Below are 18,078 nucleotides of genomic sequence, written 5' to 3'. Positions count from 1 at the left end.
CTCAGGACTCCATTCGCTTGCCGAGGCGCAGCTGTATGAGGGTGAGCACCAGAAGCACCAGCCCCATAAGAACCGATGCGGCGGAGGCCAATCCGAAGAGGCGGAGATCGCTGCTGAATGCCATCTGGTAGATATATTGGACGATGAAGCTGTTGGCCGTGCCCGGACCGCCGCCGTTGGTCAGAACCCAGGCTTCGTCAAAGATCTGCACGGACTTGATCATCAGAAGGATGAATACGACAAGCAGGTTCGGAGCAAGGAGCGGAAGCGTGATCCTGAACAGCGTGCGGCGCGGCGACGCGGCGTCGATGGAGGCAGCCTCGTAGAGCTCCTTGGGGATCGCCTGTAGGCCGGCGAGCAGGATGAGTGTGTAAAAGCCCATGTGGAACCAGACCGACACCACGACGACGAAGAAGCGCGACCAGCCAACATCGAGCAGAAAGATCTCCGGGGGGACGCCGAGCATCTGAAAGAAGGCGTTCAGGAGCCCGTTGCGATCGAGGAACCACTTCCAGATCAGGCCGATGACGACCGGCGACAGCAAAACGGGATAGAAGAACATCGCCCGGAAGAAGCCGCGCGCAAAGATCGCCCGGTTGAGAATCAGCGCCGTGATCAGCGCCACCAACAATGTAGCGACGACATTGAAGGCCACGAACCAGAGCGTGTTCCACACAGCCGTCCAGAACAGCGATTCCTGGCAGGTTCCGGGCTGCAGATAATTGCCGCAGGAAAGCAGCGTGCGGAAATTATCCAGGCCGACGAAGGGGCGTTCCGAGACGAAAAGATTGGTTCCGCCGGTGAAGGCGTAACCGACCGCGATCGCGATCGGAAGGAACGTGAAGATGGCGAACAGAACGAGGTTCGGCGCCAGGAACAGCCATGGCATACGCTTGCGGCCGAAGATGCGCTCGATCACATTTATCGGGGCTTCGACCACTCTCATCGCCGTTTCCCCCGTCTGGGACAGCAATGCACCTGCCTTGAATGCCGCCATGTTCAGCGTCTCCCCTGTCCGGGCCGCCGGTCAAAAGCGAGGCCGTTTTCGGGATCGAACAGATGAACCCGCCCAGGGGCGGCGTTGATCAGGATGTGATCACCAGGCGCCGGCGCGAAATGGCCGGCCTCGTGAATGATGATCTGCTCGTCTTGCCCGGCAAGGTTGCCGTAAACATAGGTTTCAGTGCCGAGGCCCTCGTGATACTGGACGATGAACGGCAGGCCCTGCTCGCTGGAGCGTGAAAAATGCGCGGGCCGGATACCGGCGAGAACGGCCTGGCCGACCGCAATGCCGGCGAGATCGACATCGCTGACGATGCTGCCACCGTTGCCGACATCGATGACGACGCCGCTTTCGCCGATGCCGGATACCTTGCCCTTGATGATGTTCATGCGCGGCGAGCCGAGGAAGCCCGCGACGAAGAGATTGCGCGGGCTGTCGAACAGGTCCAGCGGTGCTCCGACCTGCTCGACCCGGCCGGCGCGCAGCACGACGATCTTGTCGGCCATCGTCATCGCCTCGACCTGGTCATGCGTGACATAGATCATCGTCGTCTTGATCTCGCGGTGGAGCTTGGTGATCTCGGCCCGGGTCTGGACGCGTAGCGCCGCGTCGAGATTGGACAACGGCTCGTCGAAGAGAAAAATGTCCGGTTCGCGCACGATGGCCCGGCCGATCGCCACGCGCTGGCGCTGGCCGCCCGAAAGCTGCTTCGGCCGTCGGTCCAGATAGGGTTCGATCGCCAGCATCCTGGCGGCTTCGGCAATCCGCGCTTCGATCTCGGCACGCTTGAACTTCAGGTTCTCCAGGCCGAAAGCGAGGTTCTTGCGAACGCTCATATGCGGATAGAGCGCGTAGGACTGGAAGACCATTGCGATCTTGCGCTCCGCCGGCGAGAGCGCGCTGACGTCGCGGCCGCCAATCGCGATTGCGCCCTCCGTGACCTCCTCGAGGCCGGCGATGACACGCAGCAGGGTCGACTTGCCGCATCCCGACGGGCCGACGAAGACGACGAATTCGCCGTCTTGGATATCGAGTTCGACGTCATGCAGGACTTTGACCGAGCCATACGACTTGTTGACGTTGGAAAGTTTCAGTTCTGCCATGTCCCACTCCCATCAGGTGCCGCCGTTTCGAAGACGGCGTCTTTTTTGTTCCAGCCTTGCGGCAGCGGTGTCGGCCTCGTGATCCGCACCTCGTTCATCAAGATCCCGGTGACATCAGCCACGTAGACGGCCGGCATTCCTCCCGGATAGTGCTCAAGACCAATCACCCGGCCGTCCGACCCGCGGGTCCAGGCATTGGCGCGACCGCCGCCATCGGCTTTCGGGGAAAGGTCGGCGTTCGTCGGACGCAAATCATAGGATCGTGCCGTGCCGAGTTGCCCCGGCTGCTGGTCTATAGCGATGCGCGCAAGCGATGCGTTCCGGATCCCGGCCGACGAGGTCGAAATGACCGTGATCGCCCCCTCCATCCGACCGGTTATGTCCTCGACGATGAGATTTTCGATGGTACCTGCCGTACGCTCCGCGACACGATCGACGACATTGACCGTCAGCGCCTCCCCCGAGCCCCAGAAACCATCGGGGGTCTCGCGGCACTCTACCGCAATTCGTGAAAACCTCACGTTCGATATCCGGCCGCCGTCGCGGGAAAATATGCCGAGCGCCCTGTTGGAGGATGAGACGTTGCAATCCTCGAACACGACATTGGTGACGTCGCCATGGGTTTCAGTGCCGATCTTTAGCGCACAGCTGAGGCTCTGAACGGAGCAGCGGCGGACAAGAATGTTCTCGCATCGCCCGATGGCGACACGGTCGGGACCAATGCTCGTCTTCAGGCATATGCCATCGTCGGCCGTCGATATCCGGCAGTCCTCGATAACGGCGCCGCGGCAGGCATCCAGCACGATGCCGTCGGTATTGGGAAGGCGGCGGTCGTTGTCGATGGTCACGTTCCTGACCGCGACATCGGTGCAGTTGACGAAGTGCAGCGTCCACATCGGCGAGCGGCTGATATGGACGGAGCTGATCTCGACCTCGTCGCAGTCCTCGAAGACGACGACGCGGGGACGAAATTCGGCCGGGATGAAAGTTCCCACCGTCTCGTCGTCCCCCACGATGAAGCTGTCGCAACCGGCTTCGATGCGACCCGCCCCCGTCAGGCTGATCCGCCGCGCATCCTTTGCGACTATCATCCCGCGGTCCGATTTTTCGGCGATCACCGAAACACTCGTATGCGCATAGGCGGCATAGTCCGGAACGGGACGCAGGATCGCGCCGGTGGCCAGATGAAGGTCGACGCCGGATCTGAGCTGGAGCCCGCGGCAGACATGAATGCCGGCCATGAGCTCCACGCGTCCGCCGCCCGAAGCCGACAGGCTGTCGATAGCCGCCTGAAGGCGGACCGTATCGTCACCCCGCGCCGGCTCGATCGCGACGAGAGACACAGGGCTCATTGGCGCTCGCCGTTCTTGAGAAAGACTTCCGTCAGCAGCAGCATGGTCAGCGCCTGGCCATAAGGCGTCGGCACGTTGGGGATGCGCCGGTAGAAATCGAGGTCATGGCCCATCGGCGTGCCGTCCGAGACGCCGTGGACGACACCTTCTTCGTCGATCTGCGCCAACACCGCCGCAAGCGCGCGCTCCGCATAGGCCCTGTCGTCCTTGTCGAGAATACCGGCATCGATGGCCCGCAATATGCCGTAGGCAATGCCTGCCGTGGCCGAGGTTTCCAGCGGCGACGACGGATCGTCCAGAAGGGTGGTGAACATCCCGTCCGGCCGCTGGTATGCTTTCAAGGAGCGCACCTGGCTGACGAGAACATTCGATAGAAACCGCCGGTCCTTCTCGCCGAGCGTCGGAACGAGATCGAAGAGCTCGGGGATGGCGACAGTGATCCAGGCATTGCCGCGCGCCCAGAAGGCATTGGCGAAATTGTGCCGGCCGTTGAAGGTCCAGCCATGATACCAGAGGCCGCTCACCGGATCGGAGAGATAGCGGGTGTGGATCACGAACTGATAAACGGCCTCGTCGATCCACTCGCTGCGCTCGCAGAGCACGCCGGCCCGGGCGAGAAACAGGCAGGCCATGAACAGCGTATCATCCCACAATTCGCCGTCGTTGAGACGCTCCTTGACGACGTGCTGAAAGCCGCCGTCCTCGGTCTTGGGCAGTTCCTTGACGAGCCATTCGGCCCAGTCCTCGACGAGAGCACGAAAATCGGGACGGTCGACATGCTGGACGAGGATTGCAAGCGGCAGCATCGGCGCCGTGCTGTTGATCTGGCGTGGCGGCAGGCCGCGTTCGATCTGGCCGGCATACCAGGCGACGAGCTCCTGCAGCGCTTTCTGATCATTGGTGGAAATGGCGCGCCGCAGGAAGCCGTAAAGACCGACACCGACTTCCCAGTCCCATTCGTCGAACTGGATTCCGGAGGCGGAATTTCCGGTCACGAGACCTTCCTTGATGCCTCTGAGCCGGCTGAAAGCCGTTGCCACGCGATCGATCGTCGTCAGGAGGGCGGCGTTATCGACAGATGTTGTGTTCATGCAGGAGACCTATGTTTAAGAGTAGAACGGCCCGTCAGTACCCGCGCCGGAGGCTGCACTGTCGTGGGTGAGGATCGGCTGCGGCTGCTCGTGCGTGAAGGGCCTCGCCTCGCCGCCGATCGAAAGACCGTCAGCATAGGACAGGCAGATCGCCGGGCCGCCCGGCGGAGTGAGGGAGAGACGCCGAAGCCCGGGATCGAAGGAAATCGTCGTCCGGCGCAGGCGCTCGATGAACGTCTTGAAGGCGTCGCCATTGCCGCATCCGACGATACCAGCCCAACCGCAAAGCTCTCCGTGGGAGCGCGCCTCCCGGCCGGCGGTCGGGCCATCGGTGATCAGCTCCAAGCCGTTCGACGCCCAGAGGGCGGAAAATCCCCGACCCGATCGCGCGATGAGCCACTTGTCTTCGATGATGAGATCGTCCAGCCCGTCGCGGCCGATATAGGCGTGCGTCCATGCATGGCGTGCGTCGCTTGTGTCCTCGATCAGGAGGGCGACGTCGCGATGCTGGGCAACGCGCGGCAGGATGCCGTTGCCGGCCCAATAGGACGGCCTTTGATTGCCCCAGGGATCGTCCTCACCGGGATGATTGACCCACAGCCTCGCCATCGGGTGGCCGGCCAGCCTGATGTCAATGACATGCTGCTGGTGCCCCTTCTGGCCGGTCTTGTGATCGACGACCGTCGAAAGCTGCGCTGCCTCGTTCTTGAACAGCACCAGTTTTCCGCTCTCGAGCCCCTGGCTGTAACGCGCTTCGACGCTTCTTCCTCGCGACAGCGAAGCAAGTTCAGCGAGATCGGCGGGCGGCTCGTAGCCGCCGGCGCAGAACATGGTCAATGCCGCAACACCGTTGTTCAACCAGCCGGTTCCGAAAGCGACCTGGGCGAAGGGCGCGAGCTCGGTCAGCGGGCCGGCGCGCAACTCCTTGTCATAGGCGCGGCCCTGCGATCCGGCCGGAACACCTGCGAGCGTATGAAGAGCGATCATCCGGAAGATGAGATCGATCTGGGCGCGGGCGCGCGCTGACATCGCCGCCTCAGCCCAGCGCTCCAGCGCCAGCAGGCCGATGAAATCGATCGGGTAATAGGCGGCCGAGTTCCACTCCGCCAACCCATGGGCTTCGACGCTGTCGAACCAGCGCCCGAGCCGCTCACGGCCGAGTTCCGCCTGCTGCCGCCCCGTCCGGCCCGAGGCCGAAAACACCTCGTCGGGCAGGAGAAGTCCGGCCAGTAGCTGGCTCGTATGGAAGCAGAGCACGTGGTTCTCGCTCCAGAACCACATCGCGTCGTTGCCCGGCTCGTCGACCCAGTAGCGGTAGGAGCGAACGGAATGCCGGATGCGAGCGACCACGGCGTCGGGCATCCGGTCGGCATAGGCGCCGAGCAGCCACAACAACGGCACCATGATGAAATCCGAGCAATCCTCCCGCGCATCGATGGAGGCGAGCGTCGCGTCGATGATGCGGTCGAAGCTTTCCTGGTCGTGGTGGCCGGTTTCCATCATCGCGATCAGGCGCCCGACGCGGTTTGCGCCGAAGCGGGCGCTGTATTCCAGTGCCTGCCACTTGCGGGCGGCGAGCGACGCCTCGGCCGGCAACGGCGAAATGCTGCTCATGAAGGCGGCATCGATGACGCGGGTGACCGAGCCAGGCCCGGAGCCGATCGTCATGTGGATGCCGTGATAACCGTCGGCAATGCCGCAGACATCCTCGGCGATCAGCAGACCACCCTGATGGGCGTGAAGGGTCAGTTTCGAATGGGCGAGAACCGGCCGTTCGTGGCCGTGGCCGACCACCTTGAGCTCCACCGGCAGGTCGCGCCCGGGTGCGGTATCGAAGACGATTTCCAACGGCTGGTTGACGAAAACGTCGCGCGCCGGGCGCACGCCACGCGAAAGCGCTTCCAGTTCGCGCACCTCGTCCTGATCAAGTGCGACCGGCAGCAGAACCGAGAGCGGCTCCTTGTCCAGCATCTCGAGCTCGAAGAACCAGGTCGTATCGCGCTCGGCAAGGTCTTCGGTATGAACGAGAATCTCGTTGTCGCCGGCTGCGAGCGGCAGCATTATCTCTGTTGCGCTCTCGACGTTGCGCTTGAAGGGCTCGAAGCGCGCAGCCTCCTGCCCGTTGACCCATATGCGAACACCGCCGCAGGTCTTGAGCGCGAGATTGAGCGTGCGCGGGGCCTCCGTCCGGAACGTGCCCTTCAACCAGCGCCTGACATGCGTGGGCACATGCCAGAAGCCGGTAAACTCGACGCGGCGGTTCGAGCCGGGAAGATAGAGGCTTTCGGTCGGCCAGGACGTGTCGGGGATGAGCGCGCGGCCCACCATGGTGGACCAGAACGCCTTGCGGCAAGGCAGATCGCCGACATCGACGAAACCATTGATGAAGCGATACTTCACCCGATCTTCGGCCGGAGCCGGTTCGCCGGGAAAATAGCTGACGATGAGGGCGGAAACAGCCCATGCCGTTATCGTCTGCCGCTCGGCCACGCTGTATGTCGGCGCCTTGTCGTCCGGCTGCTTGATGCTTTCCGTTTTCACAGATCGCCTCCTCTGCAATCCTATGAAAATATTTTCATCAGGTTGTTTGGGTACGTTATTTTTGAAATTTGCTCAAAAACATCGCTATTTGCTCAGGAAATAGCTTGAACGGAACGAATGTCAAGTATATGAAATTCACATATCGACGGCTGATGCCGCGATTGATGAAAATATTTTCATGGGAGGATGAAAATGAAAACCTATCTATTAGGGGCTTTCGCACTGGCGCTGGCCACCGCTTCTTTCGCCTGGTCGAGTGTCGCCATGGCGGAAACCCAGACGATTACCTTTCTCTTCACCGACGACGACCAGGCTTATGTCGAACGGATGGAAGCGCTCAGCAAGGAATTCGAGACGGCGCATCCCGACATCAAGGTGAATTTCGTCTCGTCGGGTTATGACGCAGTCGCCAAGCAGCTGCCGGTACAGCTTGCCATCGGCGAAGGTCCTGACATCGCCAAGATCACCGACTGGCAGCTGGCGCCCTACTATCTCGACATGCGCCCCTTGATGAAAGACCCGGATGGCTTCGCCAAGCTGCATGGCGAAAGCTTGAACACGCTTCGCTTCCCGGGCGTCAACGATCCGAACTCGATCAACGGCTATGTCGCGTCGCAGACCTTCAACCTGCCCTTCGTCAACAAGACGCTCTTCGAACAGGCGAATGAACCACTTCCGAAGCCGACAGCCACGCTGAAGGATATCGTCGAAGCCTCGGCGCGCGTCGCCAAGGCGACCGGCGCCCAGATCCCCTTCACGATGGACCGCTCGGGCCATCGCTTCTCCGGCGCGGCCTTCTCCTACGGCTCGAATTACGTCAAGGACGGCAAGTTCTCGTTCCCCGACGATGCCGCCAAGCGCTACATCACCGATCTCTACAACTGGACGAAGGACGGCTCTTTCCCCAAGGAAATGTGGGGTGCGGCCGGCGGAACCCAGTACAAGAACATGGGCGACGAATTCGTCAACGGCAATGTCGTGACGTATGTCGCCGGCAACTGGATGGTCAATCCGTTCCAGAAGAAGATCGGCGACGCCTTCGACTGGACGGCGATCAGCGCCCCCTGCGGCGATGCCGGTTGCTATGCGATGCCCGGTGGCACCGCGATCGTCGGCTTCAAGCGCACCAAGCATCCGGAGGCCGTCGCCGCCTTCATCGAATTCCTCGGCTCTGAAAAGGTCCAGCGTGAAATCGCCGAAAACTACGTCATCCTGACCGGCGCCGACATCAAGGACCCGCAATACAAGCTCGAGAGCAAGAACGCCAAGGATGCCATGGCCGTCTTCCTCGGAAGCCGCAACAGCGCACCGAAGGCAGCCCGCGACCTGGAACGCCTCAAGGGCTCCTCCGCCATCTATCAGCTGATCGTCCAGCGGATGAGCCAGCTGATCGTCGGCGAGCTTTCCCTCGACGAGACCTTCAAGGCGATGAGCGCGGACGTCGACAAGGTCAACGTGGCGCTCGCCGCCAACAAGTAACCGGCCGCGCCTGTCTCCCACAGATTGCGCGCTGCGTCAGCCACGGCCTCGCAACGGGCCGTGGCTGATCGTTTTTCGCCCTGCCTGGCGTCCTCTCCGACACTTTGATCGGTTTCCAATTGTCGACGATCTGAACCACACTACAACTGCCGCCAGGAAATGTAGCGTCGCCAGTTCCGCGGCGCGATGCTGGGAACGGCGGCGACTGGCGAAGGAATGGTGACACGCGGTTCGAGAGAGGTTATAGGCGTTGTCAGCCTTCGCCGGCTCGCAGGCGCCATGGTCAACTCACAAATGCCGGCAACCCGGTTACCTCCGGCGACCCAGCGCTGTCCATCCGTATAGAGGTGCATTTCCATGCCGATGGGCTCCGAGCATCCGCTGCGAAGGGAACTTCACAACGAGCTCCACGCGCGGCCGTCGCTTTACTTCGATGGCGACACGGATGTGTGGCATGTCGCCATCGTCGGCGACAATGCCCCTCCTCAAATGCCCAATTCCCTGCCAGGACTGGAGGACGTTTCCACGACCCGCGAAGGCAACCACGGCATCGGCCGCATCGGCGATGGCCGGCTGAAGTGGGAGGCGCATACCGAGTTTCTGACGCTGACCTTCGTCGTTCCCGCGTCGGCCGAGCCCGGCAGCAATCCGCCGGAAGCCTTTCAGGCCTGCTGCCGTCAGATCGACGGAAAGGTCATCGCGGCGGTCCGGGTGCTCGTGCGGGACGAGAAGGACGGGCAGCGTCCGGAAAAACCGAAGCTCGACTATGTCGCTTCACAGGTCGGCGGCGGCGACGCTGAAGTGCATTCGAACTTCCGGCTGACCGACAGCGGCTTCGTGGAATTCCTGTTCTTCAACCGCAATCTCAACGCCTATCGCACCGGCCGGATGGTCAGGCGTTTCCTGGAGATCGAGACGTACCGGATGATGGCGCTACTGGCGCTGCCGATGGCGCGCGAGACGGTGTCGAAGCTCTCGATCTTCGACCGGCGCCTCGACCTGCTGATCTCGCATATGCAGAGTGCGGTCAAGGTCGACAAAGCCCTGCTTTCCGAGGTCACCAAGCTTTCGTCGGATGTGCTCAATTTCTCCGCTCTCGCCCGCCACCGCTTCGGCGCGACGAAAGCCTATGCCGAGATCGTCGCGAGCAGATCGTCGGAGCTGCGCGAGGAGCGCGTCGAGCAGCGCCAGCGGATCGGCACCTTCATCGACCGGCGGTTTCAGCCGGCCGTCCGTGCGGTTCACGCCGCCGAACGCCGCCTCGATGAACTGGCCGAACGCGTGAGCCTGGCCGGAGACCTGCTCAGAACCACCGTGCAGGTGCAGCTCGAAGATCAGAACGCCTCACTGCTGACCTCAATGGAAGAGCGGGCGCGCATCCAGGTGCATATCCAGCAGGCGGTCGAAGGCTTCTCCGTCATCGCCATTACCTATTACACCGTCGGCCTCGCAAAGATCTGCCTGGAAAGCATTTCTGAACTGGGCGTCGATCCGCACGTGACGAAGCTCGCCGTTCTCGGCGCCATCCCGCTCGTGCTCTTCGCCGTCTGGGCGGCAGTTCGTCATGTTCGAAAGAGCATTGCCGGCCACTCCAACAGCCCTGCATCCGAGAGCCACTGACGCGGCGTCAGATACTCGCTCACCGCCGCCCTTTCGAGACGGCGGCGTTTTCTTAGCTGTACCGGAAGAACGTCAGGATGCCATTGCGTAGTGGCGTTCCGATGCCCGGCCACTGCCCGTCCTGAACCGCCGCAGCAGCTCGGCAAGGCTTTCAGTTTCATGGGTCAGGCTCTGGGCAGCCGCCGTGGTCTCTTCGACCATCGCGGCGTTCTGCTGCGTCACCTTGTCCATCTGGTCGCCGGCAGCCGAGACCTCGCGCAGGCTGGTCGCCTGCTCGCGGGCGGCAACGGCGATCTCGGCCACGGTCGCATTCATGGCCGTGACCTGCTCGACGATCTGTTCGAGCGAAAGGCCGGATTCGCCTACCAGCTGAACGCCGGTCTTGACCTGCGCCGAGGAGGTGGAGATCAGCTGCTTGATCTCCCTTGCCGCGTTGGCGGAGCGCTGGGCGAGCTCGCGGACTTCCTGGGCGACGACGGCAAAGCCCTTGCCGGCCTCGCCGGCGCGCGCCGCTTCCACGCCGGCATTCAGCGCCAGCAGGTTGGTCTGGAAGGCAATCTCGTCGATGACGCTGATGATGTTGCCGATTTTGGACGACGAATTTTGAATTTCCGTCATCGCATCGATTGCGCGGGCAACGATCTCGCCGCCCTTTTCCGCATTGGTGCGGGCGGTTGCCACGACACCCTGGGCGCGGCTTGCGCCCTCCGCCGTTCCATTGACGCCGCGGGTCACCTCACCCAGCGCCGCGACGGTCTCCTCCAGCGAGGCTGCCTGCTGCTCGGTGCGGCGGGCGAGATCGTTGGAAGCGGTGGAGATTTCCGCAAGGCCGGATCGGATGGTGCCGACCGCGCGGATGACGGCGTCAACCGCCTCTTCGAGGCTCGCGACCGAATTGTTGAAATGATCCCGGATCCTGACATAGCGATGGTCGACTTCGCCGACGCGGACAGTGAGGTCGCCCTTCGAGAGTGCGTCCAGCCCGACAGAGATCTGGCGGAAGGCATGCTCCATCACCTGCGCATCGCTGAGCCGCTCGGCCTCCTGGCGCAGCCGCTCTTCTTCGGCCGCCAGGCGGGCGCGTTCGGCATTGGCTTCCGCAATCAGCTTGGCGCGCCCCGTTTCCTGGAAAACCTTCAGCGAACGCGCCATGGCCCCCAGCTCGTGGCGGTGCTCGACGCCCGTTATCACAATTCCTTCCTCACCGCGGGCAAGCCGCTCCATGGACTGCGCCATGTTGCGCACCGCCGAGGAAATCAGCCGGCCGACGAAATAGGAAAGCACGAGGCCGATAACGATCAGCAGCCCACTGATGACCAGCGTTGTGCTGGTCGCGGAGGCAACCGTTGCGTCCACCGAACCATCAAGGGTCTTCTGCGCACCGGTAACGGTTGCCTGCAGATCCTTGAAGCCATCCGAGATTTTCGGCGCGAGCACGCTGAGCTGCGTCTGGCGGATGTTGCCCGAGGCCTGCAGCACGTCCTTCATGTCGCCGAGACGGGCGGTGTAATTCTGCATCAGCTGGCCGGCGCCCATCAGGCGCTTCTTCTGCAGCTCGTTCTTTGCGGCTTTTGCGGCAGCTTCGTTGAGCGCGACCGCTTCGGCCAGTGCTGCCTGCGCCGTGTCATAGGCCGCAAAATCATCGGAATGCACGAAGCGTTCGGAGAAATAGAGGCTGCGGTTCAACGCCTCCAGTGTCGCCGCCGTCATCTGCAGCAGCGGCACATCATTCTGGCGCCAGGCGCTGCGCACGACATCGTTGAGCGCAATACTGGTCCAGGGGCCGAATTCGGTGACCTTGGAGATCAAGGCATCACGCCTGGCCTGCAGCGCAACGATTTCTTCGAAAGCCTTGCCATAGGTGGCGATGTCCTGGCGGATCGCCGCAAGACCGGACTGCAGGTCCTTGTTGCCGGCAAAACGCGGATCGTCGGCGTCGAACGCCTTCACGCCGGCGCGGAAGCGCTCGACGACAGCCTGCGTCGGCGTGGAGCGGAAGGCTTCCGCCGACATCTGAATCTCGTTCAGTTGGTCGCTGTAGTCCGAGATGGCGAGACTTTGGCCGGCCGTGACCCGATAGGACGAGAAGATCGAGGCGAGCCCGTTCATACCCGAGATCGCGCTGATCGTGAGCAGGCTCATCAACAGGATCAGTGGCACGAAGCCGGAGGTGATCTGTGCGCGAATGCCGAATTTATTCCAGAAATGCAACATCATAGTCCTCTTATGCTCACTGGCTCTTCGGCAGATAGGTGGCAATGTTCTCAGGTGTGACGAGTTCGAATGGAACGTTGTTTTCGCGCGGCACCTTCTCTTTGCGGATCAACTTGACGGCAGCGTCGACAGCGGCAGCACCCTGTCCGACGGCGCTCTGGAGAATGGTGACGTCGAGATCGCCGGCCACCATCGCGGCGAGCGCGTCATCGGTCGCGTCGACACCGGCGACGACGACATCTTTCATCGGAATATTGTTCTTCTTCATGGCCCGGATCGCGCCGAGCGCCATCTCGTCGTTATTGGCGATAACAGCGTCGAACTTGACGCCGGCCGACAGCCATTCCTGCATCTGCTGGTCGGCATAATCGCTCGACCAATAGGCGGCCTGCCGCTCGACGATCTGAAGACCCTTGCAATCCGGGGTGGCGATGACGTCTGATATGTCTTGGGTACGGGCGCGGGCGGCTGCATGGAAGGGTTCGCCCATCAGTACGACGACGCGGCCTTTGCCTTTGAGGAGCGTGCAGACCTGCTTGGTCTCCAGCGTTCCCGACTCTTTCTCGTTGGAGGCCACCACTACCTGATTATCAGGCAGGTCCATGAGGTTGGAAGGGACGTTGTTGATGTAGATCAGCGGAATGCCCGCATCTGCCGCGATCTTGGTCATTTGCGGCCCGAGATCGCCATCGGAGACGGCAACGATGATCGCGTCGACCTTGTCGGCAACGAACTGCTGGACCTGCTTCTTCTGGAGCTCGTTGTCGCCCTTGGCGCTTTCGGTGACGAGCTTGAGGCCTGATATCGTCTGTACATGTGAGACGACGCCGTTCAGAAGTGCTGTTCTGAATTTGTCGAGATCGGACATCGAAACCCCGATCGTCTGAGCATGGGCAGCAGAGATCGATATCGCCAAGGCGATGGATGCAAGCGTGGCCGTTTTCATGAATTCCCCTGGCGCAATTCGGATATGAAGGGGTTATTTCAAAGTTTGGTTAAATTTTACTTTTCTTCCGGAAGCAAAAGTTAAGCGCGAGGGCATGATCTTGCCGCGGCAGCAGCGCCTTCTTCGGCGGCAACCGAGCGGACTTGAATGGCATCACAGCAAACTTGATGTGATGCGCTTAAATCTTCGTTCTTATGAAGATTAGCGCCCACCAAAGCCGGAGCTGACGGTAATGCCCTTGTAGATCACCCTCTGCAGCACGATGGCCAGAATGACGCCGGGCACCATGGAGATCGTCGCACCGGCCATGATGTAGTTCCAGGCGGTGCCCTGCTGTGTCTGGAACAGGGTGAGCCCGAGCGGCAGCGTGGCCATTTCGACGCCGCTGGTGGCGATCAGCGGCCAGAGGAAACTCTTCCATTGTGCGATGAAGGTGAATAGCGCCAGCAGGCCGATGGCCGGCATGGCAAGCGGAATGATGACCGTGACCAGGATGCGCAGGCGCGAAGCCCCGTCCATCATCGCCGCCTCGTCGAGATCCTTGGGAATGCCGAGGATGAACTGCCGCAGCAGAAAGGTGCCGAAAGAGCTGAAGGCGACCGGCAGGATCATGCCGTGATAGGTGTTGATCCAGCCGAACTTGCTGACGATGAGGAAGAGCGGAATGACCAGCATCACCTGCGGGATCATCAGCGTGCTGAGATAGGTAAGCAGCAGCCCCTCCCGGCCGGGAAACCTCAGCCGGGCGAAGGCGTAGGCCGACAGGCAGGATACCGCAATCACGATCGCCGTAACGCCGCAGGCGACCACGAAGGAATTCAACAGGAAGGTTCCGAACGGCAGGGAAACCAGCGCTTCGACGAATGTTCCCCAATGATATTCCTCGGGCAAGATGCGGACCGGCACGGCCATCACCTCGGCATTGGAACGCACCGCGTTCGACACCATCCAGAAAAAGGGGAAGAGGAAAAGCAGCGCGATCAGCGAAAGCGCCGTGTAACTGACGAAGGTGCCGACGCGCCGCAATAGGCGGTGACGATGCTGAGACATGGAATGCGGGTGCCGTGAGGTCGGATCAATCGTCATAATGCACCCATTTGCGCTGCATGTGAAATTGCAGGATGGTGAGCGCCATGATCATGACGAACATCACCCAGGCCAATGCGGAGGCATAGCCCATCTGAAAGTTGGTGAAGCCCTTCTGGTAGATGGCGAAACCGAGCGTCGCCGTTGCCGAGCCCGGGCCGCCGCGCGTCATCGCGAATATCTCGTCGAAGACCTGCAGCGAGGTGATCGCCGTCATCACGGTGCCAAAGAAGATGGTCGGCGAGATGAGCGGTAGGCGGATGCGCCAGAAGCGCTGCCAGGCATTGGCGCCGTCGATCGTCGCCGCCTCGAGATAATGCTTCGGCACCAGGTCGAGGGCGGCGTTGAACATCACGACGTTATAGCCGACATTCGCCCACAGGGTGACAAGCACGACCGCCTGCATGGCCCAGGTCGAGTTCAGCAGGAAATTCGGCAGGCCGAGGCCGAGCGCGCGGATGATGGTATCGGCCAGCCCGTCCGGCGTGAAGATCAGCAGCCAGACCACCGACGCCGCGATCGTCGGCGTGAAGGCCGGCAGGAAGAAGATCACCCGGAAGATCGCCTTGCCGCGCTTCAGGCTCGATATCCAGACCGCGAGCGTCAGCGAAACGATGATATTCAGCGCCAAATACTCGACGGCGAAGAACAGCGTGTTGCTCAGCACGGTGTAGAAGGCCGGATCGACAGTGAAGAGCCTGATGTAATTCTGAAAGCCGACGAAGGACGGCGTCGAGATCAGCTGCCAGTTGGTAAAGCTGAGCGCCAGCGACGCCAGAATCGGCAAGGCCATGAAGACCATGAAGCCGAGGAAACTCGGCAACAGGAACAGCATGGCTGTCTGCGTCTCCGGCTTCAGGAAGAGCCGGGGCCGACCGGGCTGCAAGGGAACTTCGGCAACAGCGCTTTGCGACATGTCTTCCTCCATGCGACGGCGCGTCCTGTCGGACGCGCTGACTCTATTGCTGCGCGAGGCTCTGGATGGACTCCATCGTCTGCTTGGCGTCGACGCTGCCGGCGAAAGCCGGCGGGAAATACTGGTTGAAGAGGTTTTCCACCGCTGCCCAGTTGTTGGTGATCACGTAAGGCACGGAGTGCGCCAGGGAATAGTCGATGGCCTCGCCGCCGTTGGTGATGTCCTTGGCCGCTACCTTGTACCAGGCCGATTGCGACGCCGTGCGCGCAGGCAAGGCACGGCCCTGTTCGGCGAGATAGGATAACGCTTCCGGGCTGGTCAGCACCTGGATCGCCTTCCAGGCCGCGTCCTTATTCTTGCTCGTCGTGGAAATGCCGAAACCGGAGCCTGCGGTGACGGCCGAGAGTTCGCCCTCGTCGCGCGGCAGCGTGGTGAGGCCGATCTTGAACTTGGCCTGGCCCTTCATGCCGATGATCGACCAGGGGCCGTCGATATACATGGCGACATTGCCCGAATTGAACCGGCCCTGGACGACATCACCTGGATTCGCGCCACCGGAGGGGACCAGCGGCGCGATCTTATCCTTGGCTGCAAAGCCGATCAGCCTGTCGGCGGCAGCAACTGCGCTCGCACTGGTCAAATCAAGCTCGCCGGCGTCGTTGACGTATTTATCGCCCCAGGCGGCGGCCAGGACCGAATAGTTCGTCGGGGTGATGCCGAAGCCGTACTTGCCGTCCTTCGTCAGTTTCTTGGCGGCATCGGTGAACTCGGCAAGCGTCCAGCCCGGCTTCGGCAGCGGAACGCCAGCGGCTTCGAGCGCGTCCTGGTTATAATAGATGACCCACGGACCGACGTCATAAGGCAGACCGTATAGCTGCTTGTCGACGGACATGCCGCCGATGATCGAGGGTGTGAAGGCGGCGACGTCGAACTTATCGGCCTCGATCCGGTCATTCAGGGGCTCGAGCAGCGAATAGAAGTTCGGCATGCGCAGCGATTGCATGGAGACGATGTCGGCGAGCTGTCCCGATGCCGCCAGCACCGGCAGCCGCGTCCAGTAGTCGACCCAGCCCGTCGTCGTCAGCGTCACCTTGATATCGGGATACTTGGCGGTCACCATCTCCGCCAGGTGCTGCCAACTCTTGGTGTCGGTTTCGGAGCCGGTCCACATCTGCCAGGTCAGGTTGACCTGCTCGGCCGATGCGGCTGTGGCAAAAAGACTGCTGCCGATAGCGGCAAGCAAAAGCGTTTTCTTCAGAACCTTCATGGGTTTCTCCTCCCTCCATGAACGCAAAGGACACGCGAGTGCGATCGAGCTCACGCCTTCAGGACGATCTCGATCACCGGGACGGTAACGTCCGGGCGCCGGACCGGCAGTTCGAGCGTGATCATGCCTTCCGGCACCATCACGCCGATATTGGAATCCACTTCCTTCGTCTGGCTGAGCCAGCGCACTTCGCTGGCGTCATGCAGGAATTGCGCATAAGCAATCCTGTCGGCAAAACCTTCGATATGGATGTGGCGGTAGGGCCAGTTGTAGACATGCAGATAGAGGCGATTGCCGTTCTGAGTGTAGCGGCAGCCGGCCGGCGCCGGAAAGCCGGACGGACCCGCTCCGTAGATGGAGCGTGCGTTGACGCCCATCCAGTTCTGGTAGACCTCGAGCGCGCTGATGGCGCGCGCATCGAGCGTGCCCCGGCCGGTCGGGCCGACATTCATCAGGAGGTTGCCGCCGAGCGCGACGGAATCGATCAGCAACTGGATGATCTGTTCCGGGCTTTTCCAAGTATCTTCGTCGCGGTGATACCCCCAGGAGCCGCTGAACGTATGGCAGGCTTCCCAGAGCACCCCCTGGCTGGCGATAGCGGGGGCGACCCGCGGCGTATATTGCTCCGGCGTCGTCACGTCAGGCAGGGTGCCGGGCGGCAGATCGAGGCGGTTGTTGACGATGATGCCGGGCTGCAGCTCGCGCACCAGCTCGACCAGCCGCTCGCTCTCCCAATCGGCGCGCCCCTTGCCGGGCAGGCCGCGATATTCGCGCCCGGGATAGCTGAAATCGAACCAGATGATGTCGATGCGGCCGAAGCCGGTCAGAAGCTCGCGCACCTGTTCGCGCATATAGGCCGCGTAGTTGGCGATGTTACGGCCGGCATTCAGGGCCTTGGCGTCGGGATGGTTGCGCAGCGGATGGTGAACGTCGATCGGGAAATCGGGATGGTGCCAGTCAAGCAGCGAATAGTAGAAGCCGATCTTCAGCCCTTCGGCGCGGAAGGCTTCGACCAGCGGCGTGAGCAGATCTTTGCCGCAGGGCGCGTTCGGCGCCTTGTAGTCCGTCACCTTGCTGTCCCAGAGGCAGAAGCCCTCATGATGCTTGGTCGTCACCACGACATATTTCATACCGGCAAGACGCGCCCGGCGGGCCCACTCCTTGGGATCGTAGAGATCGGGATCGAAATTGTCGAAATAGCGCTGGTAATGCTCGTCGGTCAGCTCTTCGCGGTTCTTCAACCACTCGTGCCGGGCTCCCAAGGCATAGAGGCCCCAATGGATGAACATGCCCAGGCGATCCTGGCTGAACCAGGCGTGTTTCTCCGCCCCTCCCGATGCCGGATTTTCCGGCTGGCGTTCCGAACTCGTCACAGGTTTCTCCTCCCTGTTTTCCGGCTCAACATCATATCGAACCGGTTCGGTAAATGATCATCTCGCCTGATCCGATGTCTGTCAAGC

At 61.8% G+C, this 18,078-nt stretch carries 13 protein-coding genes; 2 read left to right on the top strand and 11 right to left on the bottom strand.

Features of this window, described 5'->3' with window-relative positions; genetic code table 11:
* Window position 1 precedes the first annotated feature (1 nt).
* The 5 genes from RlegSU303_RS28450 to RlegSU303_RS28430 are packed head-to-tail and all read right to left on the bottom strand — an operon-like array spanning window position 2 to window position 7,090.
* Window positions 2-997 (bottom strand): carbohydrate ABC transporter permease, encoded by a 996-nt coding sequence (locus RlegSU303_RS28450; protein ID WP_017956720.1) that lies wholly within the window; start codon window positions 995-997, stop codon window positions 2-4.
* A gap of 2 nt (window positions 998-999) precedes the next feature.
* Entirely contained in the window at window positions 1,000-2,106 is a 1,107-nt protein-coding gene (locus RlegSU303_RS28445) for an ABC transporter ATP-binding protein (protein ID WP_131627517.1), read from the bottom strand.
* Window positions 2,094-3,458 (bottom strand): polygalacturonase PglB, encoded by a 1,365-nt coding sequence (gene pglB / locus RlegSU303_RS28440; protein WP_131627519.1) that lies wholly within the window; start codon window positions 3,456-3,458, stop codon window positions 2,094-2,096. Before pglB ends, RlegSU303_RS28445 begins: the two co-directional genes overlap by 13 nt.
* On the bottom strand, window positions 3,455-4,549 hold the full coding sequence (bglB, locus tag RlegSU303_RS28435; RefSeq protein ID WP_017956723.1) for a beta-galactosidase BglB: 1,095 nt from the start codon (window positions 4,547-4,549) through the stop codon (window positions 3,455-3,457). The genes pglB and bglB overlap by 4 nt, the downstream gene beginning before the upstream one ends.
* A gap of 15 nt (window positions 4,550-4,564) precedes the next feature.
* Entirely contained in the window at window positions 4,565-7,090 is a 2,526-nt protein-coding gene (locus tag RlegSU303_RS28430) for a hypothetical protein (RefSeq protein ID WP_131718982.1), read from the bottom strand.
* 192 nt (window positions 7,091-7,282) lie between these two features.
* Here RlegSU303_RS28430 and RlegSU303_RS28425 point away from each other — a divergent pair, with 192 nt between their 5' ends.
* Both RlegSU303_RS28425 and RlegSU303_RS28420 read left to right on the top strand, forming a co-directional pair.
* Window positions 7,283-8,569 (top strand): ABC transporter substrate-binding protein, encoded by a 1,287-nt coding sequence (locus RlegSU303_RS28425; RefSeq protein WP_131620186.1) that lies wholly within the window; start codon window positions 7,283-7,285, stop codon window positions 8,567-8,569.
* 357 nt (window positions 8,570-8,926) lie between these two features.
* On the top strand, window positions 8,927-10,189 hold the full coding sequence (locus tag RlegSU303_RS28420) for a DUF3422 domain-containing protein (protein WP_131627523.1): 1,263 nt from the start codon (window positions 8,927-8,929) through the stop codon (window positions 10,187-10,189).
* 72 nt (window positions 10,190-10,261) lie between these two features.
* On the opposite strand, the gene RlegSU303_RS28415 is transcribed toward RlegSU303_RS28420, so the two are convergent.
* The 6 genes from RlegSU303_RS28415 to RlegSU303_RS28390 form a co-directional block, all read right to left on the bottom strand.
* Entirely contained in the window at window positions 10,262-12,403 is a 2,142-nt protein-coding gene (locus tag RlegSU303_RS28415; RefSeq protein WP_131718983.1) for a methyl-accepting chemotaxis protein, read from the bottom strand.
* 16 nt (window positions 12,404-12,419) lie between these two features.
* The gene (locus RlegSU303_RS28410; protein ID WP_131718984.1) at window positions 12,420-13,349 is read right to left on the bottom strand and encodes a substrate-binding domain-containing protein; all 930 of its coding nucleotides are present in this window, start codon (window positions 13,347-13,349) and stop codon (window positions 12,420-12,422) included.
* Window positions 13,350-13,550: 201 nt separating this feature from the next.
* Complete coding sequence (locus RlegSU303_RS28405) at window positions 13,551-14,435, bottom strand: carbohydrate ABC transporter permease (RefSeq protein ID WP_094088237.1); 885 nt, start codon at window positions 14,433-14,435, stop codon at window positions 13,551-13,553.
* Window positions 14,425-15,351 carry a carbohydrate ABC transporter permease gene (locus RlegSU303_RS28400; protein WP_131718985.1) on the bottom strand — a complete coding sequence of 309 codons (927 nt, stop codon included), beginning with the start codon at window positions 15,349-15,351 and terminating at the stop codon, window positions 14,425-14,427. The genes RlegSU303_RS28405 and RlegSU303_RS28400 overlap by 11 nt, the downstream gene beginning before the upstream one ends.
* A 43-nt stretch (window positions 15,352-15,394) precedes the next feature.
* Complete coding sequence (locus tag RlegSU303_RS28395) at window positions 15,395-16,618, bottom strand: ABC transporter substrate-binding protein (RefSeq protein ID WP_131718986.1); 1,224 nt, start codon at window positions 16,616-16,618, stop codon at window positions 15,395-15,397.
* A 50-nt stretch (window positions 16,619-16,668) separates the two neighbouring features.
* On the bottom strand, window positions 16,669-17,991 hold the full coding sequence (locus tag RlegSU303_RS28390) for an alpha-L-fucosidase (protein ID WP_131718987.1): 1,323 nt from the start codon (window positions 17,989-17,991) through the stop codon (window positions 16,669-16,671).
* Window positions 17,992-18,078: the final 87 nt, after the last annotated feature.

The sequence above is a fragment of the Rhizobium sp. SU303 genome (assembly GCF_021052345.1).
In the GTDB taxonomy this organism is placed as follows: Bacteria; Pseudomonadota; Alphaproteobacteria; order Rhizobiales; family Rhizobiaceae; genus Rhizobium; species Rhizobium laguerreae.
This window is presented reverse-complemented; position numbering and strand designations above follow the sequence as displayed.

Coding starts and splice junctions, on each gene's coding strand:
- RlegSU303_RS28450 (WP_017956720.1), bottom strand. CDS start 997: ATGGCGGCATTCAAGGCAGGTGCATTGCTGTCCCAGACGGGGGAAACG.
- RlegSU303_RS28445 (WP_131627517.1), bottom strand. CDS start 2,106: ATGGCAGAACTGAAACTTTCCAACGTCAACAAGTCGTATGGCTCGGTC.
- pglB (WP_131627519.1), bottom strand. CDS start 3,458: ATGAGCCCTGTGTCTCTCGTCGCGATCGAGCCGGCGCGGGGTGACGAT.
- bglB (WP_017956723.1), bottom strand. CDS start 4,549: ATGAACACAACATCTGTCGATAACGCCGCCCTCCTGACGACGATCGAT.
- RlegSU303_RS28425 (WP_131620186.1), top strand. CDS start 7,283: ATGAAAACCTATCTATTAGGGGCTTTCGCACTGGCGCTGGCCACCGCT.
- RlegSU303_RS28420 (WP_131627523.1), top strand. CDS start 8,927: ATGCCGATGGGCTCCGAGCATCCGCTGCGAAGGGAACTTCACAACGAG.
- RlegSU303_RS28415 (WP_131718983.1), bottom strand. CDS start 12,403: ATGTTGCATTTCTGGAATAAATTCGGCATTCGCGCACAGATCACCTCC.
- RlegSU303_RS28410 (WP_131718984.1), bottom strand. CDS start 13,349: ATGAAAACGGCCACGCTTGCATCCATCGCCTTGGCGATATCGATCTCT.
- RlegSU303_RS28405 (WP_094088237.1), bottom strand. CDS start 14,435: ATGACGATTGATCCGACCTCACGGCACCCGCATTCCATGTCTCAGCAT.
- RlegSU303_RS28400 (WP_131718985.1), bottom strand. CDS start 15,351: ATGTCGCAAAGCGCTGTTGCCGAAGTTCCCTTGCAGCCCGGTCGGCCC.
- RlegSU303_RS28395 (WP_131718986.1), bottom strand. CDS start 16,618: ATGAAGGTTCTGAAGAAAACGCTTTTGCTTGCCGCTATCGGCAGCAGT.